The organism is Bacillus sp. LQ01 (genome assembly GCF_057624735.1).
The window spans coordinates 744,938-768,733 of sequence record NZ_JBYEZL010000002.1; the positions used below are offsets into that span (position 1 = coordinate 744,938).

30 protein-coding genes are annotated in these 23,796 nt (G+C 35.6%); 23 read left to right on the top strand and 7 right to left on the bottom strand.

Annotated elements, in window-relative coordinates; genetic code table 11:
• Positions 1 to 8: 8 nt before the first annotated feature.
• The 3 genes from AC22L0_RS16330 to AC22L0_RS16340 are packed head-to-tail and all read right to left on the bottom strand — an operon-like array spanning position 9 to position 2,332.
• Complete coding sequence (locus tag AC22L0_RS16330; protein ID WP_140160747.1) at positions 9 to 1,076, bottom strand: ABC transporter permease; 1,068 nt, start codon at positions 1,074 to 1,076, stop codon at positions 9 to 11.
• Positions 1,066 to 1,947 carry an ABC transporter ATP-binding protein gene (locus tag AC22L0_RS16335; RefSeq protein WP_087967358.1) on the bottom strand — a complete coding sequence of 294 codons (882 nt, stop codon included), beginning with the start codon at positions 1,945 to 1,947 and terminating at the stop codon, positions 1,066 to 1,068. Before AC22L0_RS16335 ends, AC22L0_RS16330 begins: the two co-directional genes overlap by 11 nt.
• Positions 1,913 to 2,332 carry a GntR family transcriptional regulator gene (locus tag AC22L0_RS16340; RefSeq protein WP_000548027.1) on the bottom strand — a complete coding sequence of 140 codons (420 nt, stop codon included), beginning with the start codon at positions 2,330 to 2,332 and terminating at the stop codon, positions 1,913 to 1,915. Before AC22L0_RS16340 ends, AC22L0_RS16335 begins: the two co-directional genes overlap by 35 nt.
• A 166-nt stretch (positions 2,333 to 2,498) precedes the next feature.
• Here AC22L0_RS16340 and dacF point away from each other — a divergent pair, with 166 nt between their 5' ends.
• From dacF to AC22L0_RS16410, 14 genes are all read left to right on the top strand, one after another.
• A complete protein-coding gene (dacF, locus tag AC22L0_RS16345) occupies positions 2,499 to 3,689 on the top strand; it encodes a serine-type D-Ala-D-Ala carboxypeptidase DacF (RefSeq protein ID WP_087967360.1) in 1,191 nt (396 codons plus the stop codon).
• Positions 3,690 to 3,858: 169 nt separating this feature from the next.
• Entirely contained in the window at positions 3,859 to 4,209 is a 351-nt protein-coding gene (gene spoIIAA / locus AC22L0_RS16350) for an anti-sigma F factor antagonist (protein WP_000059135.1), read from the top strand.
• Entirely contained in the window at positions 4,210 to 4,650 is a 441-nt protein-coding gene (spoIIAB, locus tag AC22L0_RS16355; protein ID WP_001243398.1) for an anti-sigma F factor, read from the top strand.
• A gap of 12 nt (positions 4,651 to 4,662) precedes the next feature.
• Entirely contained in the window at positions 4,663 to 5,421 is a 759-nt protein-coding gene (gene sigF, locus AC22L0_RS16360; RefSeq protein WP_000350729.1) for an RNA polymerase sporulation sigma factor SigF, read from the top strand.
• A gap of 135 nt (positions 5,422 to 5,556) precedes the next feature.
• Positions 5,557 to 7,083, top strand: coding sequence for a sodium-dependent transporter (locus AC22L0_RS16365; RefSeq protein WP_000450089.1), 1,527 nt, complete (start codon positions 5,557 to 5,559; stop codon positions 7,081 to 7,083).
• The gene (locus tag AC22L0_RS16370) at positions 7,083 to 7,181 is read left to right on the top strand and encodes a methionine/alanine import family NSS transporter small subunit (protein WP_087967362.1); all 99 of its coding nucleotides are present in this window, start codon (positions 7,083 to 7,085) and stop codon (positions 7,179 to 7,181) included. Before AC22L0_RS16365 ends, AC22L0_RS16370 begins: the two co-directional genes overlap by 1 nt.
• A 115-nt stretch (positions 7,182 to 7,296) precedes the next feature.
• Positions 7,297 to 7,917 carry a stage V sporulation protein AA gene (locus AC22L0_RS16375; RefSeq protein ID WP_000438366.1) on the top strand — a complete coding sequence of 207 codons (621 nt, stop codon included), beginning with the start codon at positions 7,297 to 7,299 and terminating at the stop codon, positions 7,915 to 7,917.
• Positions 7,910 to 8,326 carry a stage V sporulation protein SpoVAB gene (gene spoVAB, locus AC22L0_RS16380; protein ID WP_000572936.1) on the top strand — a complete coding sequence of 139 codons (417 nt, stop codon included), beginning with the start codon at positions 7,910 to 7,912 and terminating at the stop codon, positions 8,324 to 8,326. The genes AC22L0_RS16375 and spoVAB overlap by 8 nt, the downstream gene beginning before the upstream one ends.
• Before the next feature lie 14 nt (positions 8,327 to 8,340).
• Positions 8,341 to 8,799 (top strand): stage V sporulation protein AC, encoded by a 459-nt coding sequence (spoVAC, locus tag AC22L0_RS16385; protein ID WP_000203810.1) that lies wholly within the window; start codon positions 8,341 to 8,343, stop codon positions 8,797 to 8,799.
• A 13-nt stretch (positions 8,800 to 8,812) separates the two neighbouring features.
• A complete protein-coding gene (spoVAD, locus tag AC22L0_RS16390; protein ID WP_001241163.1) occupies positions 8,813 to 9,829 on the top strand; it encodes a stage V sporulation protein AD in 1,017 nt (338 codons plus the stop codon).
• A gap of 3 nt (positions 9,830 to 9,832) precedes the next feature.
• Entirely contained in the window at positions 9,833 to 10,183 is a 351-nt protein-coding gene (spoVAE, locus tag AC22L0_RS16395; protein ID WP_000345904.1) for a stage V sporulation protein AE, read from the top strand.
• 5 nt (positions 10,184 to 10,188) lie between these two features.
• Positions 10,189 to 10,758, top strand: a complete 570-nt coding sequence (spoVAEA, locus tag AC22L0_RS16400) for a stage V sporulation protein SpoVABEA (RefSeq protein ID WP_001254415.1) — start codon at positions 10,189 to 10,191, stop codon at positions 10,756 to 10,758.
• Entirely contained in the window at positions 10,745 to 12,217 is a 1,473-nt protein-coding gene (spoVAF, locus tag AC22L0_RS16405) for a spore germination protein SpoVAF (protein WP_000165596.1), read from the top strand. The genes spoVAEA and spoVAF overlap by 14 nt, the downstream gene beginning before the upstream one ends.
• A gap of 97 nt (positions 12,218 to 12,314) precedes the next feature.
• Complete coding sequence (locus AC22L0_RS16410; protein ID WP_002062280.1) at positions 12,315 to 13,118, top strand: Cof-type HAD-IIB family hydrolase; 804 nt, start codon at positions 12,315 to 12,317, stop codon at positions 13,116 to 13,118.
• A gap of 31 nt (positions 13,119 to 13,149) precedes the next feature.
• On the opposite strand, the gene AC22L0_RS16415 is transcribed toward AC22L0_RS16410, so the two are convergent.
• The gene (locus tag AC22L0_RS16415; RefSeq protein WP_000850515.1) at positions 13,150 to 14,016 is read right to left on the bottom strand and encodes a DUF1002 domain-containing protein; all 867 of its coding nucleotides are present in this window, start codon (positions 14,014 to 14,016) and stop codon (positions 13,150 to 13,152) included.
• A 187-nt stretch (positions 14,017 to 14,203) separates the two neighbouring features.
• Between AC22L0_RS16415 and AC22L0_RS16420 the strand changes: the two genes are divergently transcribed.
• Complete coding sequence (locus tag AC22L0_RS16420; RefSeq protein ID WP_000853782.1) at positions 14,204 to 14,641, top strand: peptidylprolyl isomerase; 438 nt, start codon at positions 14,204 to 14,206, stop codon at positions 14,639 to 14,641.
• A 460-nt stretch (positions 14,642 to 15,101) separates the two neighbouring features.
• Positions 15,102 to 15,470, top strand: coding sequence for a GNAT family N-acetyltransferase RibT (ribT, locus tag AC22L0_RS16425; protein ID WP_000908401.1), 369 nt, complete (start codon positions 15,102 to 15,104; stop codon positions 15,468 to 15,470).
• 20 nt (positions 15,471 to 15,490) lie between these two features.
• Here ribT and AC22L0_RS16430 read toward each other — a convergent pair whose 3' ends face one another.
• Positions 15,491 to 16,009: a DUF309 domain-containing protein gene (locus AC22L0_RS16430; RefSeq protein ID WP_000283606.1), complete on the bottom strand. Its 519-nt coding sequence runs from the start codon at positions 16,007 to 16,009 to the stop codon at positions 15,491 to 15,493.
• Positions 16,010 to 16,108: 99 nt separating this feature from the next.
• Complete coding sequence (locus tag AC22L0_RS16435) at positions 16,109 to 16,204, bottom strand: YjcZ family sporulation protein (RefSeq protein WP_000510194.1); 96 nt, start codon at positions 16,202 to 16,204, stop codon at positions 16,109 to 16,111.
• Positions 16,205 to 16,373: 169 nt separating this feature from the next.
• Between AC22L0_RS16435 and AC22L0_RS16440 the strand changes: the two genes are divergently transcribed.
• From AC22L0_RS16440 to phnF, 6 genes are all read left to right on the top strand, one after another.
• Positions 16,374 to 17,117 (top strand): segregation/condensation protein A, encoded by a 744-nt coding sequence (locus AC22L0_RS16440; protein WP_001199753.1) that lies wholly within the window; start codon positions 16,374 to 16,376, stop codon positions 17,115 to 17,117.
• A gap of 158 nt (positions 17,118 to 17,275) precedes the next feature.
• On the top strand, positions 17,276 to 17,848 hold the full coding sequence (scpB, locus tag AC22L0_RS16445; protein WP_000375170.1) for a segregation/condensation protein ScpB: 573 nt from the start codon (positions 17,276 to 17,278) through the stop codon (positions 17,846 to 17,848).
• 78 nt (positions 17,849 to 17,926) lie between these two features.
• On the top strand, positions 17,927 to 18,829 hold the full coding sequence (locus AC22L0_RS16450; protein WP_001214829.1) for a ComEC/Rec2 family competence protein: 903 nt from the start codon (positions 17,927 to 17,929) through the stop codon (positions 18,827 to 18,829).
• A 211-nt stretch (positions 18,830 to 19,040) separates the two neighbouring features.
• Entirely contained in the window at positions 19,041 to 20,183 is a 1,143-nt protein-coding gene (nagA, locus tag AC22L0_RS16455) for an N-acetylglucosamine-6-phosphate deacetylase (RefSeq protein WP_087967484.1), read from the top strand.
• A 4-nt stretch (positions 20,184 to 20,187) separates the two neighbouring features.
• Positions 20,188 to 20,976: a glucosamine-6-phosphate deaminase gene (gene nagB, locus AC22L0_RS16460; protein ID WP_001024210.1), complete on the top strand. Its 789-nt coding sequence runs from the start codon at positions 20,188 to 20,190 to the stop codon at positions 20,974 to 20,976.
• A complete protein-coding gene (gene phnF / locus AC22L0_RS16465) occupies positions 20,906 to 21,637 on the top strand; it encodes a phosphonate metabolism transcriptional regulator PhnF (protein ID WP_021727649.1) in 732 nt (243 codons plus the stop codon). The genes nagB and phnF overlap by 71 nt, the downstream gene beginning before the upstream one ends.
• Positions 21,638 to 21,710: 73 nt before the next feature.
• Here the strand turns inward: phnF and AC22L0_RS16470 are convergent, their stop codons facing one another.
• Entirely contained in the window at positions 21,711 to 22,517 is an 807-nt protein-coding gene (locus AC22L0_RS16470; RefSeq protein ID WP_000594244.1) for a Cof-type HAD-IIB family hydrolase, read from the bottom strand.
• 165 nt (positions 22,518 to 22,682) lie between these two features.
• Here AC22L0_RS16470 and glcT point away from each other — a divergent pair, with 165 nt between their 5' ends.
• Positions 22,683 to 23,531, top strand: a complete 849-nt coding sequence (gene glcT / locus AC22L0_RS16475) for a glucose PTS transporter transcription antiterminator GlcT (protein ID WP_087967364.1) — start codon at positions 22,683 to 22,685, stop codon at positions 23,529 to 23,531.
• Positions 23,532 to 23,796: the final 265 nt, after the last annotated feature.

Here is a 23,796-nt window from a genome sequence, read left to right on the forward strand (position 1 = left end):
TCTCTCCTTTAAAAAACTTTATAGTTTGTAAGACGTGATAATATAAAATAAGTGACGATTCCAAATAAAAAGAATCCAACATAGTAACTAAATAATAAATCAAAACGTTTTAACATTTGCCCACCTATTAATGCAAAATAAAAGGTAGTACCCCACATCCAGAGTGAGTTGTATTTTGGAAAAAGGAAAATTTTCTTATTATGTTCATTAGGTGATCGTGCATAAAGAAACATACCAATTAGTAAGCTGGAAATAGTATAGAAGATAGGAACAAGTATTACTTTTGCAGAGTAGTAACTATGAAAAGTGGGTCCCCTTTGTATTACTTTTCCATGATCTTCATCTGATTGGACAGTAGGGTGGTAATTATAACTAATTGAAAAGTCTAATATAGCGCTTGAAATGTTGGTCTTTTTATTGAATTTATAAATGTTTTCGAAATTCGTATAACTTTTATTCCCCTGTATTGCCTCAGCGTGAGCTGTAAAGAAAAGGAGTAAGAGTGAAAAGATTCCCATTCCCATTATGCAAAAAGTAATGCTGAAGATGCTTTGTGAAATAATACTGCCAGTAAATGTACCTATACATAAAGAGACAGTATAGATAGCGATATATGTGAAAATTGCGTACAGGAAATATCGGTGAAATGGTTCGAAAGATTGATATTCAAAGTGAATCGTAGATTTATAAATAAAATACATAAGACCCCAATTGATTAGAAATGATAGTACAATGAAAAATCCACCGAAAACCCATTTCGATAAGAACATATCACGTCTTTTAAATGGAAATGTCATAAGTGGATCTCCATTTTGATTACTTCGCTCCCAGCCAATTAATATACAGGATAGGATAATTGTAATAATACCTAACCAAAAGCTATTAGAAGAATAAAAAGAATAATGATAGTATAACTTTTCTTCACCTATTTTTTCTGGATGGAGAAAGAGAGACTGTTGAGTTTCTGCTTCTTGATAGTATTCGAAAGATAAAAAATAAAGTGAACTGAAGAGAAAAAGTAACGCAGCATATTTCCCACGCTTCCAATTCCACATCCACAACGCTTTATGAAACATACCCATCCTCCTCCAGTGTCGTAACGAAGACATCTTCAAGTGACATTGTTAATTCTTCAATAAGTATAGGTTGCTCTTTGTAAAACTTCTCCAGTGTTGTAGCCACATTTCCTTCGATTAAGATTGTATATACTTTTCCTGTTTGATTTAATATTTTAATATTGCTTAAGTTTTCTAGTTTTTGAGGTAATGAACGTTCATAAGCAACTTGTATTTTAGCAAATCGTGATTTTGCATCGTCTAGTGATGTAATAGACGAGATAGTATGGCCTTTTAATATAATAATTGTATCTGCAATTTGTTCTACTTCATCTAAATGGTGGGTGGAGATGAAAATGGTAATCTCTTTTTCTGCAACTTCTCCAACGAGAAACTGTAAAATTTTCCTTTTCACGATAGGATCAAGTCCATTTGTCGGTTCATCTAAAATGATATATTCTGCCTTTGTAGAAACGGCTAAAATGATGGCGAGCAGTGCTTTCATTCCTTTTGAATAACTACGAATTCGTTTATTTGGTAAGTTGAAATGTTCTAGTAGTTCATAGAAATATGGTTCATCAAATGCTGTATAAACTGATTTATAAAACTTCACGATTTCTTTTACTGTATAACCGTTCAGCATGTTAGTAGAATCCGGAACATATACGATTTTTTGTTTCGTTTCAGGATTTTTATGGATGTCGATATCCTCATATGTAACAGTTCCCTCGTCTGGGTCTAAAATACCGACCATCGTTCGCAATAAAGTTGTTTTCCCCGCACCGTTTCTTCCGAGTAATCCGATGATACTCCCTCTTTGCAATGTGAAAGAAACATCGTCTAAAATTGTTTGATTATCAATTGTTTTCTTCAAGTTTGTCACTTTCAACATCCGTATTCCCTCCAATCTCTTTATAGTATGAATCTATCCAATCATGAATTTTATCTTTCGTAATACCAAGATAAGAGGCTTCTAATAGTAATTGATGAAATTGCTTTTCAACCATAGCGATTTTCCTTTCGTCTAATGTTGGGGTAATCGATTGGGATACAAATGTTCCTTTTCCTCGTAACGTTTCAATAATTCCTTGTCGCTCTAACTCTTGATACGCTTTACTCACTGTATTTGGATTTATAACGAGTAAAGAAGCGAGTTCGCGTACAGAAGGAAGTTTATCACTTGGAGCCAACATGTTTTTCAATACGAGTTCTTTTATATTTTGAACAATTTGTTCCCATATCGGAGTGTTGCTTCTTGGGTCAAGTTGAATATGCAAGAGCAATGTCTCCTTCCTCATATGTATTAAGTGTACTACTGTGTGTAATACACTTAATACAATATAGGGGACGAATGTATTTGTCAACTGAAAATGTTAGAAAAATTTGGTATTAAAAAAAGGTAAATTGGAAAAAATAGGTCTGATATAGAATGGAGGGTTAGTCATGAAGCGAGTTTTTGGAATACTTGTTTGTTTCATGTTATTGCTTTCTGGAACTTCAGTGAGTTTCGCACAATCTGAGAAAACGAAGCAGGAGAAAACAGAAGAAACAACGCCGAAGTTAGCGGAACAAGCGTCGTCAGCAATCGTAATTGAGCAAGATACAGGTAAAGTTTTATTTGATAAAAACCCAAATGAAAAATTACCACCTGCTAGTATGACAAAGATTATGACAATGCTTTTAATTATGGAACAAGTTGAAAAAGGAAAACTAAAACTGACCGATAAAGTTAGAGCGAGCGAACATGCAGCTTCAATGGGTGGATCGCAAATCTTTTTAGAACCTGGGGAAGAGATGACTGTAAATGAGATGTTAAAGGGTATTGCAATTGCATCTGGAAATGACGCATCTGTTGCAGTAGCCGAGCATATCGCAGGTTCAGAAGAAGGATTTGTAGATATGATGAACAAAAAGGCGAAAGATCTAGGGCTGAAAAATACACATTTTCAAAACCCAACAGGTCTTCCGGCCAAAGACCATTATTCGACAGCAAATGATATGGCTATAATGGCGAGAGAATTGATGAAGTATCCACTTATTCGTAAATACACAGGTAAGTACGAAGATTATTTACGTGAAGATACGGATAAAAAGTTTTGGCTCGTTAATACGAATAAGCTAGTACGTTTTTATCCTGGCGTAGATGGAGTAAAAACAGGTTTTACGACAGAAGCGAAATATTGTTTAACAGCATCGGCTGAAAAAAATGGCATGCGTATCATTTCAGTTGTCATGGGAGCACCAACATCAAAAGAACGGAACAACCAAGTGACGAAGCTTCTTGACTACGCATTTGGTCAATATATGACAAAGAAATTGTATACGAGTGGCGAAAAAATTAAGACAGTTCAAGTAGGGAAAGGGAAAAAAGAAAAAGTAGATTTAGTTGCATCAGATAATGTTTCTCTTCTTATGAAGAAGGGCGAGAATATGGACAAGGTAAAACAAGAAGTAATTGCTGAAAAGAAAGTAAAAGCACCGATTAAAAAAGGTGACGCGCTTGGTACACTTGTTATTAAAAAAGATAAAGATGTTTTATTAAAACAAACAATTGTAGCAAAAGAAGATGTTGCTGCAGCGAGCTGGTGGGAGTTATTTAAAAGAAGCTTTGGGATGTTTTCAACATCAAAATAGCGGCAAATATTTTGCCGCTTTTCTATTCGTATGTAAGTGAATAATGCTGAAAGGTTTCACTTTATGACGAAATAGTTCTTCTTTTGTCAGCAGGAAGGATTCTTATTTTGTATCACGAAAATCTTTATGTATGTGAATAAGTAAAGTTTGAGCATAAGGAGGAAATCGTGTGAGTCTTTCCATGCAATTAGAAGTAAAACGTGACGTCCTATGTGTGAGACTAGAGGGTGAATTAGATCATCATACGGCTGAAGAGTTGCGAACGAAAGTAACAGATATGATTGAGACACATGGTGTTCATCATATTGTTTTGAGCCTAGAGAACTTATCTTTTATGGATAGTTCTGGTCTAGGTGTTATATTAGGCCGATATAAACACGTAAAGGGATTAGGTGGAGAAATGGTTGTTTGTGCAATTTCACCGCCTGTTAAGCGTTTATTTGAAATGTCGGGCTTATTCAAAATCGTTCGCTTAGAAGAAAGTGAAGCGCACGCGCTCGCGACGTTGGGGGTGGCATAGATGAGAAATGAAATGAACCTTCAATTTTCAGCATTAAGTCAAAATGAATCGTTCGCTCGCGTTACAGTAGCGGCTTTCATTGCACAACTAGATCCAACGATGGAAGAATTAACGGAGATTAAAACAGTTGTGTCAGAAGCGGTTACAAATGCAATTATTCATGGATACGAAGGAAATGCAGAAGGTATTGTTTATATTTCTGTAATTTTGGAAGAAGCAATGGTGAAACTCACGATTCGAGATGAAGGGATTGGAATCTTTAACTTAGATGAAGCGAGACAACCCCTTTTTACAACTAAACCTGAATTAGAGCGTTCCGGAATGGGATTTACTATCATGGAAAATTTTATGGATGAAGTAGAAGTTATTTCAAACGAATCTTTCGGGACAACAATCCATTTGACAAAATACTTATCAAATAGTAACGCTCTATGCAATTAAGGAGAATAGCCTATGGACATAGAGGTCAAAAATGAGAAGAAGAAACCTCAGTTAAAGGACCACGAGCTAAAAGCGTTAATTCAAAAAAGTCAAGATGGAGATCAACAAGCGAGAGATACAATCGTTCAAAGTAATATGCGCCTCGTTTGGTCGGTTGTACAGCGGTTTCTTAATCGAGGATACGAACCAGACGACCTATTTCAAATTGGATGTATTGGGCTCTTGAAATCGGTAGATAAATTTGATTTATCTTTCGACGTGAAATTTTCAACATATGCAGTTCCAATGATTATTGGTGAAATACAACGTTTCTTACGTGATGATGGATCAGTGAAAGTTAGTAGGTCTTTAAAAGAAACAGGAAACAAAATTCGAAAGATGAGAGATGAGCTTTCGAAAGAATTCGGAAGGGCTCCAACGATTAATGAAGTGGCAGAGGCACTAGAACTAACGCCAGAGGAAGTTGTTCTAGCACAAGAAGCGAGCCGGGCCCCTTCGTCTATACATGAAACTGTATATGAAAACGATGGAGATCCAATCACTATTTTAGATCAAATTGCAGATCAATCTGAAACAAAATGGTTCGATAAAATTGCTTTAAAAGAAGCGATTAGAGAACTAGATGAACGAGAGCGCTTAATTGTATACTTGCGTTACTATAAAGATCAAACACAGTCAGAAGTAGCAGAGCGCATAGGCATTTCGCAAGTACAAGTTTCAAGACTTGAAAAGAAAATATTAAAACAGATGAAAGATCGAATAGACGAATAATTGTCTATTCGATTTTTTTATGCCGTTAATAGGAGAGAGATGTAAATTTTCGCAAAAATTAACAGAATTTATTGATAATTTAGTCAATTTAAAATATAATCCAAGTATGAACTTGTCATAAAGGGGGAAGGAAACATGGAAACGAGGCAACAATGGGGAACGAGAGCTGGATTTATTTTTGCAGCGGTCGGATCTGCCGTTGGATTAGGAAACATATGGCGTTTTCCTTATACAGCGTATGAAAATGGAGGAGGAGCATTCTTTTTACCGTACTTATTTGCATTATTAACGACTGGTATTTCATTGTTAGCGTTTGAGTTTGCCCTTGGTCATCGTCATCGTGGTTCAGCACCACTTACATTTTTCCGTATTAGCCCGCGGGCCGAATTTATTGGATGGTGGCAAATGTGCGTAACATTTATCGTTTCAACATATTATGCAGTGATTATTGCTTGGTCTATATCGTATACATACTTTGCAATTACTGGAGCATGGGGAAAAGACACGCAATCATTTTTATTTAAAGAGTACTTACATGTTGCAGATAAGCCAGGGCAATTTGGAGGACTTGTACCGGAAGTATTAATTCCATTAGCTCTCGTTTGGATTATTGTGCTTGGCGTTGCATTTAAAGGAGTTAAAAAAGGAATCGAAGTTGTTAACCGTATATTTATTCCTTTATTAGTTGTTATGTTCCTTATTATCGTCGTTCGTGCAGTGACGATGGAAGGTGCTATGCAAGGACTAGATGCATTCTTTAAACCAGATTGGAGTCGTATTTTTGATGGGAAAGTATGGCTTGCTGCTTATGGTCAAATATTCTTTAGTTTATCTTTAGCATTTGGAATTATGATTACGTATTCTAGTTATTTACCGAAAAACTCGGATACAACAAATAATGCCTTTATTACTGGATTTGCAAACTCAGGATTTGAATTATTAGCAGGTATTGGGGTCTTTGCAGCTCTTGGATTTATGGCGAATAATATGGGAGTACCGGTTGATAAAGTAGCAAGTGCTGGCGTTGGGCTTGCGTTCGTAGTATTTCCGCAAATTATTAATGAATTACCGATGTCACCGTTGTTTGGTGTATTATTTTTCTTATCGTTAACGGTTGCTGGAATCACATCACTTATTTCACTCGCGGAAGTATGTTTTGCCGCTGTATCTGAAAAATTCAGTTTAAGTCGGGAAAAAACCATTGGAATTATGGGAACCCTTCTCGTGTTAGTTTCTCTTGTATTTGCAACACGTGGTGGGCTTATGTTCTTAGATGTTGTCGACTATTTCGCTAATAATTTCGGATTAATTACAATTGCACTTGCGGAAGTAGTGACGATAGGGCTCATTTTACGTCGTTTACCAGTTTATCAAAATCATGCAAACTTTGTATCTGATATTAAATTAGGAACGTTTTGGAGAGTAAGTTTACTCGTTATTACTCCGCTTATGTTAGGGTATATGCTAATTGATGGTACAATCCAAAACATTAAAAAGAATTATGGAGATTATCCGACTGAGTTTGTTGTAACGTATGGTTGGTCGATAGCAGCAGCCTTCCTTATCGTTGCGCTAATTATTAGTCTAAAGAAATGGAATGCACAAATACATTCGGATTCTGCCAAGCTTGAAAAAGAATGGAAAGATCGAGGTGTTTCATAATGAGTGAATCAGCAATTATGATGATGGTTATTGGAATAGTAGTCATTTGGGGAGGGCTTGCATTAAGTATTGCAAACTTATTTAAGAAAAAGGCATAAGTAAAAAACATCTGTACCGAAATGGTGCAGATGTTTTTTTATGAAAAAATTGTATTAGAAAAAAATTCAATAACCATACTACAACTACGAGGAAGAGTGAAGGGGTGAATGAAAGTTGGAACAAACGATTTATATTAAAATGCGCAATCGTTTAAAAGTTTCTCCTACTTATGAAGTAAAGCTGGGCGATGTTGCTCAACTTGCCGGAGATTCTTCCGTAGTTGAGTTGTTACAAAATGAGATAGTTTACAAAATAACAGCGCATGATAAGACGCATGTTGTAATTGATGTTATGAAAGTAATTGAGATTATTCAACAGAAAGCATCTCATCTACAAATTAATTTACTCGGTTCTGGACAAACTCTTGTTGAAATTATATACGAAAAAAAGAAGACACACCCAATTTTTTTCGGGCTTGTATGGCTGTTACTTTTCATTGGAGCGGCCCTTGCGATCATTTATTTCCATGAAGATGTAAGTATGCAACAAGTACATCAACGGTTATATTACATGATTACTGGAGAATTTAATGCGCAACCACTTTTATTTCAAATTCCTTATTCTTTAGGTCTTGGCTTAGGGATGGTTTTATTCTTTAATCATGTATTTCAAAAGCGAATTAATGAAGAGCCGAGTCCGCTAGAAGTTGAGATGTTTCAATACCAACAGTCACTTGATCAGTATGTAATCGTTAATGAAAACAAGGATAATATGAAACAACTTACCGATGATTGAGTCTGGATTTGTTATTTTAATTGGTTTAGCTGGAGGGATTGCGGTAGGTAGCGGATATGTCGCATTTTTAGCTGTACTTGGTATAATCCCCCGTTTAGCCCAATTAACGAGAAGTGGAAAGCATATTCAATATTTTGAGTGGGCAGTCATTGCAGGTACTTTAACAGGGGCTTGGTGCAGTTTGAAAAACATTACATTTCAAACGTCGCAATATTGGCTCGTTATATTAGGGATATTTTGTGGCACGTTCATTGGAATGCTTGCTGCGGCATTAACAGAGGTGTTAAATGTTCTGCCTATTTTAGCGAAACGAGTAGGGGTAGAGGGGAAGATTATTGTTTTACTCGTTGCTCTTGTACTTGGGAAAGTAATAGGATCGTTGTTTCACTGGATTTATTTCGTAAAGTAGGAGGCAGTATATAAATGACAAGTCAGAAATTGAAGGATGATTACATAAATAAAGTGAAGGAGTATCATCCAAAGCCAAACTATTTACTAAATTGTATCAAAGCATTTCTTGTAGGTGGACTCATTTGCACAGTTGGAGAAGTATTGATGAAATTTTATATACATTATTTTCACTTCAGTGAACAAGAGGCAGGAAACCCAACTGTTGCAACCCTTGTTTTATTATCCGCGATTTTAACAGGGTGTGGTGTATATGATAAAATCGGTCAATTTGCTGGAGCAGGATCAGCGGTACCGGTAACAGGATTTGCAAATTCTATGGCGAGCGCTGCCTTAGAACATAAGAGCGAAGGGGTTGTTCTAGGGATTGCTACAAATATGTTTAAACTGGCAGGAAGTGTGATTGTATTTGGGGTTGTTGGTGCATATATCATTGGGTTAATAAGGTATACCTTTAAAATTTTTATGTCTTAAAGGAGGGGCTAGTATGAGGTTGACCGGAAAACAAACGTGGGTATTTCAAAATGATATATATGTGAATGCAACGGGTACTGCTGTCGGTCCGAAAGAAGCTGAGGGCCCTCTTGGGAAAAAATTTGATATTTCATATGATGACTTGCATTGTGGAGAAGAAAATTGGGAGCTCGCCGAACGAAGATTAATGTCAGACTCAATTCAACAAGCAGTGCAAAAAGGGAATATAAAAACATCGCAAATTGATTTCTTTTTAGCGGGAGATTTATTAAATCAAACAGTGACAGCAAATTATGTTGCGCGTAAGTGGGGCATTCCTTTTTTAGGAATGTTTAGCGCTTGTGCAACGTCTATGGAGACTTTAGCAGTTGGCTCAGCTTTTATAGACGGTGGATTTGCAAATCGTGTCTTAGCTACAGTAAGCAGTCATAATGCAACGGCTGAAAGACAATTTCGCTATCCAACAGAGTACGGTGGGCAAAAACCAGGGACAGCAAATTCAACTGTGACTGGTGCAGGATCTATATTAATTAGCAATGAAAAAAGTGCAATTAAAATTACGTCAGCTACAATCGGAAAAGTGCAAGATTTAGGAATTACAAATCCTTTGGATATGGGGGCAGCGATGGCTCCAGCAGCAGCTCATACAATTCAACAACATTTTGAAGATTTAAGAAGAAGTGCCGATGATTATGATTTGATTGTTACGGGTGATTTATCAGCTGTTGGGACGCCGATTGCGAAACAACTTTTACTTGAGGAAGGTTATGATCTTGGGCATATATACAATGATTGTGGATTGATGATTTATGAATCAAGTCAAGAAGAAGTGTTTGCAGGTGGTAGTGGTTGCGCTTGTTCAGCAGTTGTTACGTATGGCCATTTATTACACGAGATGCAAAAAGGGAATTTACAACGAATTTTTGTCGTTGCGACTGGTGCATTATTAAGCCCGATGATGATGCAACAGAAGGAAACGATTCCAACAATTGCACATGGTGTCGTATTTGAGAGAGTTAAAGGAGAGTGAATTGTGGATTTTATATATGCATTTCTTGTAGGTGGAGCTATTTGTTTAATTGGGCAACTATTGTTAGATTTCGTAAAGTTAACACCAGCTCATTTAATGGCAACTTTTGTAGTCATCGGAGCAATTTTAGATGGATTTGGATTGTACGATAAACTAATAAAATTTGCAGGTGCTGGAGCGACAGTCCCTATTACAAGTTTTGGACATTCACTATTGCACGGAGCAATGCATGCAGCAGAAAAACATGGATATTTAGGAATTGGTATTGGCATGTTTAGTTTAACGTCTGCGGGCATTTCCGCAGCGATATTGTTTTCATTTTTTATAGCACTTATATGTAAACCGAAAGGATAAATCAAATGAGACGAAGGGTTGTTTTGGTCACAGATGGAGATGAATATGCAAAGCGGACAATTGAGCTTTTAACGAAGGAATTTGGGGGAAGGTGTATTTCAGCATCACAAAGTAATCCAACCAAATTGACAGGGAAAAAAGTTGTTGAGCTTATTATGCAAACGCCATATGACCCTGTATTTGTCATGTTTGATGACAGTGGATTTATTGGAGAAGGATCTGGTGAAAAGGCATTAAAATATGTGGCTACCCATAAACAAATTGATGTGCTCGGTATTTTAGCAGTAGCGTCTAATACGCATCATTGGGAATGGGCACGTGTAGATGTAAGTGTAGATCGGAACGGGAATTTAACCGAATACGGTGTTGATAAATTTGGACTTCCAGATGGTGAAATTGGCAGGATTAGCGGAGATACAATATATTGTTTAGACGATTTAAATGTTCCTGTCATTGTTGGAGTCGGTGACATTGGTAAGATGTGTGGAAATGATGAATGGGAGAGGGGATCACCTATTACGAAGAAAGCAATTCAATTAATTTTGGAAAGGAGTGGTTTTTATGACGAAGCCTAAAAAAGTGGATATCCCTATATCAACTTTCATAAGTGACAATGAAAATTATTTAAAGCAGACAGTTGGACTAGGCGTTACATACGATGTCGGCATTCGTAAATTTCAAATTTTGAATAAAGAAATTGGTGTGTTATTTGTAAACGGACTTTGTGATACAAATTATATTATCCCTATTTTAGAAGAAGCGGTGGATACAAATGAGATAAGGGATGTAGAAGAAGATACAGTGAAGCTTTTAGAGAATCGCTTAATCCATCAACAAGTAAGTAAAGTGAAAACGATGGATGAGGTAATGCTCCAAGTATTATCAGGACTGATCGTGATATTTGTGGAAGGTGAAACGGAAGCGTTCGCGATCGATGTTCGTAGTTATCCAGGGCGAACACCGACAGAACCGGATACCGAAAAGGTAGTACGAGGTGCGAGGGATGGATTTGTTGAAAATATCGTTGTAAATACAGCGTTAATTCGTAGGAGAATTCGAGATCCACGTCTTCGAAATGAAATGGTTCGAGTAGGAGATAGATCGCAAACGGATATTTGTATTACATACGTTCAAGATGTTGCAAATCCAGATTTAGTAAAGATTATAAAACAAGAATTAAATAACATCGATGTAGATGGAATTACGATGGCGGATAAAACAGTAGAAGAATTTGTTGTAAAGCAAAGCTATAACCCATTCCCACTTATTCGATATACAGAAAGGCCAGATGTAGCAGCAAATCATCTACTAGAAGGACATGTGTTAGTACTTGTTGACACATCGCCAAGTGCTATGATTACACCGACAACATATTTTCATCATTTACAGCACGCGGAAGAGTTTAGACAAAATCCAGCTGTCGGTACATTTTTACGCTGGGTGCGCTTTTTAGGTGTTATATTCTCGTTATTTTTATTACCATTTTGGTTAGTGTTTGTATTTGATCCAACTCTTTTGCCAGCAAATCTTGCTTTTATTGGACCGACTAAGATGACGCATTTACCAATTTTATTACAGGTGTTAATGGCAGAGGTCGGACTTGAGTTTTTAAGGATGGCAGCCATTCATACTCCAACGCCGTTATCGTCTGCAGCAGGGTTGATTTCCGCTATATTAATTGGTCAAATTGCAATTGATGTAGGTTTGTTTGTGCCAGAAGTAATTTTGTATGTAGCAGTTTCGATGGTTGGTGCATATGCAACACCGAGTTATGAACTAGGATTAGGGAATAAGGTTGGGAAATTGTTTGTTATTATTTTAACAGGTCTCTTCCATGAGATGGGATTTGTAATTGGTATGACGATATTAATTTTATTTTTAACGTCTATAAAAAGTTTACAAACACCTTATTTATGGCCGTTTTTACCATTTGATTGGGGCGCGTTAACAAAAATTTTACTCCGTCCAACGATGTCTAGTTTAAAAGTACGACCAAGTATTGTAAGACCTCAAAATGTAAAAAGACAAAAATAAACGGGATTATACACCCGTTTATTTTTTTTAGCAAAAATTTATTATTTTTTAACAAAAATCAAACATTTTTTGTGTACACTTAGAGTAGATATTGTGTATGAAAGGGGAAGAGGACATGATTAAATTATTTGTAAGTGATTTAGATGACACGCTCGTTTACGATGTGAATCATATGCAAAAAGAAGATGAACGTGCGCTGTGTTGGTTAGCTGAGAAAGGGACAAATATTTGTTTTGCCTCTGGCCGCTTTACACACAGAATTGATGAAGTTGTAAAAAGGTTTGCATTCCCATATTACACAACTGGCTTAAATGGAGCGACAATGTTACTTCCAGATGGAAATTTATTTCATGAATCGAGTTTTGAAAATGTGGTTGCCCAGGAAATATATCGATATATACATAAAAAAGGACTAGCGGATATTGTTTGTGCAAATGAGCAGCGATATACAAAAAGGAAGAATGAACATCACCATAATTTTGAAGCATATATGGGCGTGCATATCGCTGAAATTGAAGCGTTAGAAGAAGAGTTTGGTAAGACTGTACACCCTGCAAAATTGTTTGTTTTTGGAGAAGAAGAGAAAATTGTGACGTTAGATCAAGAGCTACGAGATACGTTTCAAGGCGAAGCGGAAGTTTTTATATCAGGTAAACGCTATGTTGATATTATGCCAAGAGGCGTGAGTAAGGGGAGTGCTCTAAAGCGACTAATGGATTATTTGCAAATTGAAGCAAATGAAGTTGCTTGTATTGGAGATTCTTTCAATGATATTTCTATGTTTGAAGTAACCCCGCATTCATTTACTCTTCATCATGCCCATCCATATGTAAAGGAGAAAGCAAATCATATAGTGCGTTCGGTTGAAGAGGCTGTTATGAAATTACCGTTACTTGTATAAAAAAGAAGCCCGTCATTGGCGGGCTTCTTTTTTACTTGAATAAAGATTTAACAAAATCAATGATACTTGAGAAGAAATCTTTCACTTTATCTAGAAAACTTTGCCCTTCTTCAGATCCTAAAAAGGCAGAAACATGTTCTTTTGCTTTGTTTAATTGACTACCAACTTGATTCCAATCGATATTAAGATTCTTCATTTTATCAAATAACGATACTAAGTTATCTAACTGTTCATCTGTTAATGTAATGCCGAGTTGGTCAGCAATTTTTTTAATTAATGAACGTAAATCTTCTGTTGTTTTTGGCTGTTCTTTTGCAATTTCTTCTTTAATTTTTGCAACAAGTTGAACTGCTTTTTCTTCACCAATTTTATCACCAAGCTGGGCTGTTTGTACCATTTCTTCATTCGCTACTTTTTTAACTTCTTCAGGAATTTGTTTATTGGACGCAGTTTCGTATGCTTTCATTAATCCAGTTAAAGCTGCAGTTCCTGAAACTTTAAAAGGTGCAGTAATTTGAATTTCTGCATCTTTTACACCTGCTGTAATCAAAGCGTTAGTGTACATTGCATCTGTTACCCAGTTAATGTTCTTTGATCGTACAATAAGACCAGATCCTGGCTTTGTGTATGTAATCATAGAAGAAGAAATTGCTCTCGTACCAATTTGTGCTTTTGGAACAATGCCTTCTAGAAATTTATGTTCTTCCGCATTAGATACAGTGATAATTGTAGCATCTTTTGGTGCTTTCATTTCTTTTAACAGATCTTGTTTTTGTTGTTCGGATAAGTTCTCTCCTAATGTAACAATTGATTCTCCCTCGATGATGTCTGCAAATGAAGCTGTTGGCATCATAAATACCGTTACAGCTAATAGCAGAGCTAATAATTTCGTTTTCACGAAAAATCGCTCCCTTTCTCTTTCTAAAATTTTCGGGCAACAAAGTTATTATAGTATATATTTCTTATTTGTCACCTAGCTTTTTCCACATTTCAAAAAAGAAGTATCTAGATTGTCGGATTCTTTTTGTTTCTAGTCATGAATGTGGTAATATAGTGCTGAGATAATTGAAAGGAGACATATACGCATGAAAACTTTAGGATACATATTAATGGAAAACGGTGAAAAAATCGACTTGGAATTTTTCCCAGAAGAAGCACCGAAAACAGTAGAAAACTTTAAAAAATTAGCAGAGCAAGGATTTTATGATGGTGTGACATTCCACCGTGTTATTCCTGGCTTCGTAAGCCAAGGTGGAGACCCAACAGGTACAGGTGCAGGTGGCCCAGGTTACTCTATTCCATGTGAAACTGATGGAAACCCTCATAGACACCTTGTAGGATCACTTTCTATGGCTCACGCTGGCCGTAACACAGGCGGTAGCCAATTCTTTATCGTTCATGAGCCACAACCGCATTTAGATGGTGTTCATACTGTATTTGGTAAAGCAACAAGCGGTATTGAAACAGTATTAAAAATGCGTCAAGGCGATGTAATGAAAGAAGTTAAAGTTTGGGAAGAATAAGGTAAGGAAAAAGAGAGCTTTTGCTCTCTTTTTTATTTTTAATGAGATTGAGTACTTCTTCTACAGCTCATCATACAAGTAGTATTGTTGCTAAAATATATTGCTTGTGAGAACAAAACTTTAACCAATTACATAGAATACATTACATTATATGTTTCAATAAATATTTTTTGTTATATTAATTTTGCTAGAATTGTGCTGCTTTAGGGTAACTATAAATGAAGTGCTGTTGAATGATATGTTTCTTTCCATTCCATATAAAATTTTCTTTTTTTAACTCTATTTATTAAAGGAATAGTGCTGAAACATAGATTTGACTTTCTTCTTTTCGCTTTGTATGATTATCAAGTTGTTTTAGACTCTTCTCACTCTGTTGAAAATATTGTAAAATGAATGTGATATGAAAAGAGTGATTGAGGGGATTACTAGTTTGTAACTTTTGTAAGAAGGGATAAGGGTTATGTTAATTCGTTTTAAAAAAAGTTATGAAAAAATTGCAATGGGGCTTCTTTCGTTTATGCCAACTGAAAAAGATGTGAAAACATTACAATTGACAATGAAAGAATATGAAGCAAAAGATGATTGGCAATTGTATTTGTGGAAAGAAAATGAAGATTTTGTTGGAATAATGGGGATTGTAAAAAAAGAGAATCAAGTATTAGAAATTCAGCATTTGAGTGTGAACCCGTCTCACCGTCATGTGGGGATTGGGACGAAGATGGTTCAAGAGTTAAAGAGTAAATTTCTTGAGTTTACAATTTGCGGAAATGAGCAAACGGCAAGTTTTTGCGAAAAATGTAAAGGGCTAGAACAAAATATACATTCGTGAAAGCAGAGATAAGTAGTTTATTATCTCTGCTTTCTTTTTTGTAATTGTTCGTTTCGTTCAGTAATGACCTCTGTGCGATCACGCATAGTGTGCTTGTTTATAATATATTCACCTGGGATAGCATTCAAGTCTTTCCAAGAGAGGTTTTGTTTTTGACATAACTCTATGCACTGCTTCTCTAACGATGGATCTGATAAGGGTAAAAATAAAGGTAAAAAACGTTCTTTTTTATGGATAGATTGCAATCTTTCATTGAGCAAGGAAAGAAGTTGTACTTGATTAATTCCTAAACGTTGTAAAGGCACACCGCTTTTTTCTAAAATTGTGATTGCGCTTTTCATCATTTTTGTGGAACCATTCCAATTAGCACGTCTTTGGTGGTATAAAGAAACTGCGATTTGAATGAGACCAACTAAGTAATAATCACGATTACCTCTTGGTTTTGTTTTCCAATACTCTTCTAGTATTTCGTGGCATTCAAAATAGTCATAATCTCCATGGAAATGAATTAAAAATTGTATGTATTCGGTAGGATACATGTTTTCTCGCTCCTATCTAACGGTTATACATATAAGTGTATCATAGAAATATGAACAATAAACGACTAGGAGGTTTCCCCCTAGCCGTTATTGTTCATATTAGCAGAAGCAAGCTGCTCCTACAATAATTAGTAAAATAAACAGTACAACAAGTAATGCGAACCCACCGCTAAAACCACAATCAACGTGACCCATAGTTTTTTGACCTCCTACATTGTTCTTACTACACTGTTATCATATGAAGTGGTGGGCATGATGACATAGGCATCGGTCTATTTTTAATTAAATTTCTTAAAAAGGTTGGATAGAACATGAGTATGCTCTATACTTATGTTGTTATAGAAAAAATGTGGTGGGATGCTTTGTGCAATATAATTTTAAAGTAGAGGCTTTTGAAGGGCCGTTAGATCTATTGTTACATTTAATACATCGTTATGAAATTGATATATATAATATTCCTGTAGCAGATATTACAGAGCAATATTTATCTTATGTGCATACGATGAAAGAACTTCAATTAGATGTTGCAAGTGAGTATTTAGTAATGGCTGCAACGTTATTACAAATTAAAAGTAAGATGTTGTTGCCGAAACACGAAGAAGATGTACTTGATAACGGTGATGATTTTATAGATGATCCTCGTCAAGAATTGATGGAGAGGTTAATTGAATATAAGAAATATAAGCAAGTTGCTACTGAGTTAAAAGAAAGAGAACAAGAAAGAGCACAGCTATATACACGTCCACCAATTGACTTTACATCGTTGCAACAAGAAGAGGAGACAAGCTTACCTCTTGATGTTACGTTATATGATATGCTAGCAGCATTTCAAAAATTAATGCGCCGTAAAAAGGCAAAAAAACCTGTAACAACACGTATTACTCGTCAAGAAATACCAATTGAACAGCGAATGACTGATATTTTAAAGCAGTTAAAAATAAAGGGTGGTCGCCAAAGCTTTTACGATTTGTTTGTTGATGATGAACGTGAAATAATGGTTGTAACATTTTTAGCAGTTCTGGAACTTATGAAAAATCAACAAATCATAATTGAGCAAGAACATAATTTTGATGAAATTTTCGTATCAAGCTCTAATAAATCTGCATAGAGCAAGTATGTGAAAATGGGATACAAACATTTTATCTCATGCTATGTTTTAATGTATCGTTTGGAACAAGAGAAAAAATATTGAACCGAACGCATTAATTGTGATTCGGTTTTTTGATGTGTATTTTTATGGGAAAATAGAAGGAAGGAGCTCGTGAAATGGATAGGAAAGAACAAAAGTCAATTATTGAAGGCCTTTTATTTGTTTCTGGTGATGAAGGGATTTATCCAGAACAAATAGCAAAAGTTCTTGAAATTGAAATGAATGAAGTAATTAATATTTTAGAAGAAATGCAACAAGAATGTGAAGGTGCAAACCGTGGTTTGCAAATTGTACAGTATGCAAAAGTATATCGTTTTGCTACAAAGAAAGAACATGCTTCATATTATCAAAAATTAATAGATACACCAACAGCTGCTTCACTCTCACAAGCTGCCCTCGAAACTTTAGCGATTGTTGCATATCGCCAACCAATCACAAGGACTGAAATGGAAGAGATTAGAGGAGTTAAAACCGATAAGGCGTTACAAACGTTGGTTTCACATTTACTTATAAAAGAAATGGGAAGAGCAGAAGGACCAGGGCGTCCTATTTTATACGGAACAACAAAAGAATTTTTGGACACATTTGGATTGAAAACATTAGATGATTTACCACTGCTTTCTGAAGAGAATGAACAAATGAATGAAGCAGATTTATTCTTCGGTTCCTTACAAGAGATATCGAAATAAAAGCTTAGCATTTTGCTAAGCTTTTTTTGTATATCAATTATTTACAGTGCCATACTAAATGAAAAAAGGAGACGAGTTATGAGAGGTATGCGGATTATTTTATTATTAGTTTCTGTTTTATTATGTTTTTCTTTAAATAGCGCATCAGCTAAAAGGTATATGATGTCCATTCATACTACGTCTCCTTTACATATGCATCGGCAACATCTTAGTAAAATGAAAGTGAGCTTTTTAAAAGTGGGGCAAGGTGACGCAACACTTATTATAATGCCAAATGGACAAACAATGTTAATTGATGGAGGACCTTATGAAGCAGGAGAGGTTATTATTCAGAAATTAATTGAGAAAGGGATTAATCATTTAGATGTAATTGTCAGTACGCATCCCGATATGGATCACATAGGGGGGTTAATTCCAATTGTAGAGCAAATGCCGGTATCGCTTATATTAGATAGCGGAAAAACATATAGTTCTCTTACTTATCATACGTATCGGAATAATATTAAAAAAAGAGGGATACCTTTCGTTTCAGTAAAGGAAGGACAATATATACCGCTGGATCCACATGTTTCTATACAAGTATTAAACAACGGGAAATCAAAAGATGAAAATAATGAATCCTCAATTGTTTTAAAGGTGCGATATGGAAAAGCGGATTTTTTATTAATGGGTGACGCGGATGTACGGACAGAACATGAAATATTAAAACAATTTGATGTCCATGCAGATGTGTTAAAAGTGGGGCATCACGGCTCATATACTTCAACAAGTGAAACGTTTATAAAAAAAGTGGAACCGCAGTTTGCTATTTTGTCGTACGGGAGTAGTAATCCGTATGGACATCCTCACCAAAGTGTAGTGAAACGCTTAAAAAGGCACGGTATAATGGTATATAGAACGAATAAACGTACAGTAGAAATGGAAACAGATGGTGAACATATTATGTTAGAGTCTAGCGGGTTAATGCCATTATTGAAGTGATTTCTAGATTAGGGGGCGATACTGTCCCTTTTTGGAAAAATGAATAATATATATTATAATTATAAGAGACGTAAGAAATTTCCTTTTCTGTTGAATAAAAAGGAAATTTCATTAGAATGTATAGACAACTACTCGTGCGTATATTAAGATGGAACTAGGCGAATAAGGTAATAATAACAAGTAGGTAATTCATGGGAAAGGATCGATGAAAATGAAAACGCAAATTGTCATCAATGCCAAAATTTACACAGGTCAAGAAATAGTGGAAAACGGATTTATTCGTTACGCAGAAACCATTAAAGAAATTGGTTTGATGGCTCAATATGTACCACAAGAAAATGAAACTGTTTTTGATGCTACAGGGAAGATTGTAATTCCAGGTATGATCGATGTTCATATTCATGGTGGATACGATATTGATGCGATGGATGCAAATAGCGATGGGTTAGTAACTCTAGGTAAAGAAATGTTAAAAGAAGGGGTTACAACTTACTTCCCAACAACAATGACACAAGCTCCAGAGGCAATTGAAGCAGCGTTAACTGCTGCAAAAGAAGCAAAAGAAAAAGGAGCGCATTTCGAATATATTCACTTAGAAGGACCTTATGTTTCAAAGAAACGTGCAGGTGCACAACCACTTGAACATATCGTTCCTGCAAATATTGAGCAATTTAAACAATGGCAAGAAGCAAGTGGGAATTTAATTAAATTAGTAACATATGCACCAGAAGAAGAGGGAGCGTTAGAGTTTGAACAATATCTTGCTGAAACTGGTGCAGTTGGCACAATGGGGCATACAGATGCAATTGATGCGCAACTAAAAAATAGAAAGATTACACATGCGACACATTTATACAATCAAATGCGTGGATTACATCACCGTGAACCAGGAGTTGTTGGTCATGTGTTATTAAATCCAGATGTGATGGTTGAAGTAATTACAGATGGCATTCATATTCACCCTGATATGGTGAAATTAGCATATAAGTTAAAAGGACCAAAAAAAGTAAGTGTTATCACTGACGCAATGCGTGCAAAAGGTCTTGAAGATGGATTATATGAGCTTGGCGGACAGCCAGTACATGTAAAAGATGGTAGTGCCCGATTAGAAGATGGAACGTTAGCTGGTAGTATTTTAAAAATGGATCAAGCTTTCCGAAATGTAATTGAATTTACAGGTTGTTCAATCGAAGATGCAGTACTGATGACATCAGTTAACCAAGCAGAAGAGTTTGGATTAAATAATAAAGGTGCATTAGCGGTAGGAAAAGATGCAGACTTTGTTGTGATGAATGAAGATTTACATGTATATGATACGGTTCGTTTAGGAATTCATATGAAGGAAGGGAAGTAATTAAATGAATATTCTTGTTGTAAAAACTCCAGAAGAACTAGCAGAAGCAGGTTATAAATTAATTGAAGAAGTTGTAAAAACAAAAGAAAATCCAACGTTAGGAATGGCTACAGGAAGCTCTCCATTAGGTATTTATGCAGAAATGCGAAAAAATAAACTTGATACAAGCCGTGTAACCACTGTAAACTTAGATGAGTACGTAAATTTACCACATGAAGATAAAAACAGCTATCACTATTTCATGCAAGAACAGTTGTTTGATCATCTTCCATTTAAACAAACTTATGTACCAAACGGGATGGCAAGTGATTTAGAGGAAGAGTGCAAACGTTACGAGAGCATTCTAGCTGCTAACCCAGTTGACCTACAGATTCTTGGAATCGGTGAAAACGGTCACATCGGATTTAATGAGCCAGGAACACCGTTTAATTCTCCAACAAACATTGTTGAATTAACAGAATCTACACGCCAAGCAAACCTTCGCTTCTTCGAAAAAGAAGAAGATGTGCCAACTCATGCGATTACAATGGGAATTGGAAGCATTATGAAAGCGAAACAAGTTCTACTTGTTGCTATGGGTTCTAAAAAGGCAGAAGCTGTTAAAGAATTATTGCAAGGTGAATATAGTGAAGAGTGTCCGGCTACAGTTTTACAACGTCATCCGAATGTAACCGTAATCGCTGATCAAGAAGCTCTATCTTTATGCAGTGAGGCGATTGCTGATGAACATCGACAAGTATTCACCATTTCCGATCTATTATCAGATTCAAGAGTGGGTGAAACAGCTAATTGAGGACGGCGAATGGAAGCCGGGAGATAAAATCCCATCTGAGAATGAACTTTGTGATAAGTTCGAAGTGAGTAGAATGACAATCAGACAGGCGATTAATAATTTAGTGGAACAGGGCTATTTATATCGGAAGCGTGGAATTGGAACATTTGTCCAACTTCCGAAAGTGGAACAAAAATTGCAAGGAATGACGGGATTCACAGAAGACATGATTTCTCGTGGGATGAACCCAAGTAGTCAATTACTTAGTTTCCGCCTAGTTCCAGCTACTGCGAAAATAGCAGACCGGTTGAGAATACAGGAGGGGGAATCGGTTTATGAAGTGAGGCGTATTCGCTTAGCTGATGATGAACCGATTGCTTTTGAGACGACATATTTGTCGCCAGCTCTTGTAAAAGATATTAACGAAGAGATATTGCAACAATCTTTATATGAACATTTAGAGAAAAAACTGGGCTTTAAACTTGTTAGCGCTACTCAGTCAATTGAAGCTTCCGTTGCGACGGAAAATGAAGCTGAACATCTGCATATTCCTAAAAAGGCGCCTGTACTTGTAATGCGTCAATGGTCATATTCAGAAGGTGAGGTACCGCTAGAGTACGTGAAATGTATTTATCGTGGAGATCGTTATAAATTTATTACGAATATCGCACGTAACAAATAGTATATTTCAGTTTGTGAAGTACAGTGGAATTGAAAATGGTTAACATGTAAAGAAATAAAAATACGACTCATCCTTATAAGGAATGAGTCGTATTTTTATTATGAGCAATTACGTGGTTAACAGCATCTTTGACGTGATTTACTACATAGTGAGCGTGATTTTTTACTGCATCATCTGCTTGTGACATAGCAAAACTGTGAGGAGTTAAAGAAAACATAGGAATATCATTGTAAGAATCCCCTATACAAGCAATTTCCTCAGGTTTTATTTGAAACTCATTTAATAAAACAGAAATGGCAGAGCCTTTACTAACATTCGGTGGCATTACATCTAAACATTGTTCTGCTGAGATGAAAGTACTAACTTTCCCGTGGAATTTTTCATCAATTTTTTTCTGAAGGAGTTGTAAGCTCTCCTTTGTTCCACCGACAGAAATTTTATTTGGGAAAATCGTATCATCAATCTTCTGTAGTAAGTTTGGTTCTTCAACAGAAGTCATAGTTACTTGTTGTTCAAGTTCTTGAATAAAAGGTGTTTTCTCTTCAATGTAATAATTATGCTCATCACTTACATAACGGAAATAAGGATCTTCATTCGTCATAGCTAACAAATCGGGAAGTATGCTGGAATCAAAAGTTGCAGATAATAGTTGTTTATTTTCATGTGTATATACAAAAACACCATTTACACTAATGCGATGAAAATTTGTATTTACAGCTTTCATTAAGTCTGCAATTTCATTATCAAGTCTTCCGGAAGCGAAGCAAAGAATAACATTTTGTTCGGCAAGGCTGCGTAGTGCCGCAACATCTTGTTCATCAATAAGACCTCCGTGTTGCATCATTGTACCATCGATATCACTTACAAACATTTTAATCATGCTGTTATCTCCTTTCTATGTACAGTTGCTCTTACATTATACGCATCATATATAAACATGTCTAAAAAATGAATTTTTATTAAATGGCAGATGTTTTACATTGACGACAAAGAAGAATATTCTGTAACATGAAAGTAGGCTATTTAAGTACGAGGGTGGTGTTATATGAATAATTATCTAGAAATTAAAAAAGTTTTAAATAATAATGTCATCATTGCTAGCCATCCTGAACACGAGGAAGTAGTAGTGATTGGAAAAGGAATTGGATTTGGGAAAAAAGCAAAAGATGTATTGGAGCAAGAACAAATCGAAAAAATGTTTGTCTTAAAAAATGAACGTGATCGTGAACAATATAAATTATTAGTGCCGCATATTAGTGAAAAATTAATTGAATTGATGAACGATATTATGCTGTACATTCAAGAAAAAGCGAAATCTCCACTAAATGAACATATTCATATTGCGTTAACGGATCATATTTCATTTGCGATTAAAAGGTTAAAACAAGGACTTACAATTGATAACCCTTTTTTAGTTGAAACAAAAATGCTCTATCCAGAGGAATATGAAATTGCGGAAGGTGTTGTACAACTTTTAAATTCTCGTTTGCAAATTACATTGCCAGAAGGAGAAATTGGTTTTATTGCACTTCACATTTACAGTTCGCTTACAAATTCTGATTTATCTTCAGTTAATCAAAACTCCCGTCTCATTGCACAACTTGTATCTTTAATTGAGACAAACTTACAAATTATATTAGACCAAGAGAGCATTCATTATTTACGCCTTATTCGTCATCTTCAATATGCTATTGAGAGGGTGAAAAAAGGAGAAAAAGTAGAAGAATCGCAAAGTTTTGCTGATTTATTAAAGGCGGAGTATCCAGTTTGCTATAACTTGGCTTGGAAGCTAGTTAAGGTCATGCAAAAAGAGTTGCAACTACCTGTATATGAAGCTGAAAGTATTTATTTAACGATGCACTTGCAACGCTTAGTGAAGGCAGAGCATGTGTAAAAAGTCATATATTTTTGTCTAAAATGAAAACGTTAAAAAAAATGATTGAATCGCTTACAATAGTTATGTATAATAACTATTGCAAAGTTATACAAATTTCGACAAACACATTAAGGTGAGTAACGAAAACGTTTGCCTTAATTATAGTGAACTTATACGTAAACCTATTTTTGACACGTGTTACTGATTCGATCAGGCATGAGTGGAGAAAAGTAAGGAATGTAAGCTAGAGAAAGGGATATACTACCCTTTGTATAGCTATCGT

Excerpts from the sequence above, each read along its gene's own strand:
- AC22L0_RS16420 (WP_000853782.1), top strand. The coding sequence starts at position 14,204 with ATGAAAACTTTAGGATACATATTAATGGAAAACGGTGAAAAAATCGAC.
- dacF (WP_087967360.1), top strand. The coding sequence starts at position 2,499 with ATGAAGCGAGTTTTTGGAATACTTGTTTGTTTCATGTTATTGCTTTCT.
- AC22L0_RS16330 (WP_140160747.1), bottom strand. The coding sequence starts at position 1,076 with ATGTTTCATAAAGCGTTGTGGATGTGGAATTGGAAGCGTGGGAAATAT.
- nagA (WP_087967484.1), top strand. The coding sequence starts at position 19,041 with ATGAAAACGCAAATTGTCATCAATGCCAAAATTTACACAGGTCAAGAA.
- AC22L0_RS16430 (WP_000283606.1), bottom strand. The coding sequence starts at position 16,009 with ATGTATCCTACCGAATACATACAATTTTTAATTCATTTCCATGGAGAT.
- AC22L0_RS16365 (WP_000450089.1), top strand. The coding sequence starts at position 5,557 with ATGGAAACGAGGCAACAATGGGGAACGAGAGCTGGATTTATTTTTGCA.
- glcT (WP_087967364.1), top strand. The coding sequence starts at position 22,683 with ATGAATAATTATCTAGAAATTAAAAAAGTTTTAAATAATAATGTCATC.
- ribT (WP_000908401.1), top strand. The coding sequence starts at position 15,102 with ATGTTAATTCGTTTTAAAAAAAGTTATGAAAAAATTGCAATGGGGCTT.
- sigF (WP_000350729.1), top strand. The coding sequence starts at position 4,663 with ATGGACATAGAGGTCAAAAATGAGAAGAAGAAACCTCAGTTAAAGGAC.
- AC22L0_RS16470 (WP_000594244.1), bottom strand. The coding sequence starts at position 22,517 with ATGATTAAAATGTTTGTAAGTGATATCGATGGTACAATGATGCAACAC.
- spoVAF (WP_000165596.1), top strand. The coding sequence starts at position 10,745 with ATGACGAAGCCTAAAAAAGTGGATATCCCTATATCAACTTTCATAAGT.
- spoVAC (WP_000203810.1), top strand. The coding sequence starts at position 8,341 with ATGACAAGTCAGAAATTGAAGGATGATTACATAAATAAAGTGAAGGAG.
- nagB (WP_001024210.1), top strand. The coding sequence starts at position 20,188 with ATGAATATTCTTGTTGTAAAAACTCCAGAAGAACTAGCAGAAGCAGGT.
- AC22L0_RS16370 (WP_087967362.1), top strand. The coding sequence starts at position 7,083 with ATGAGTGAATCAGCAATTATGATGATGGTTATTGGAATAGTAGTCATT.
- spoVAB (WP_000572936.1), top strand. The coding sequence starts at position 7,910 with ATGATTGAGTCTGGATTTGTTATTTTAATTGGTTTAGCTGGAGGGATT.
- spoIIAB (WP_001243398.1), top strand. The coding sequence starts at position 4,210 with ATGAGAAATGAAATGAACCTTCAATTTTCAGCATTAAGTCAAAATGAA.
- phnF (WP_021727649.1), top strand. The coding sequence starts at position 20,906 with ATGAACATCGACAAGTATTCACCATTTCCGATCTATTATCAGATTCAA.
- AC22L0_RS16335 (WP_087967358.1), bottom strand. The coding sequence starts at position 1,947 with ATGTTGAAAGTGACAAACTTGAAGAAAACAATTGATAATCAAACAATT.
- spoVAD (WP_001241163.1), top strand. The coding sequence starts at position 8,813 with ATGAGGTTGACCGGAAAACAAACGTGGGTATTTCAAAATGATATATAT.
- AC22L0_RS16450 (WP_001214829.1), top strand. The coding sequence starts at position 17,927 with ATGAGAGGTATGCGGATTATTTTATTATTAGTTTCTGTTTTATTATGT.
- spoVAEA (WP_001254415.1), top strand. The coding sequence starts at position 10,189 with ATGAGACGAAGGGTTGTTTTGGTCACAGATGGAGATGAATATGCAAAG.
- AC22L0_RS16410 (WP_002062280.1), top strand. The coding sequence starts at position 12,315 with ATGAAAGGGGAAGAGGACATGATTAAATTATTTGTAAGTGATTTAGAT.
- AC22L0_RS16435 (WP_000510194.1), bottom strand. The coding sequence starts at position 16,204 with ATGGGTCACGTTGATTGTGGTTTTAGCGGTGGGTTCGCATTACTTGTT.
- scpB (WP_000375170.1), top strand. The coding sequence starts at position 17,276 with ATGGATAGGAAAGAACAAAAGTCAATTATTGAAGGCCTTTTATTTGTT.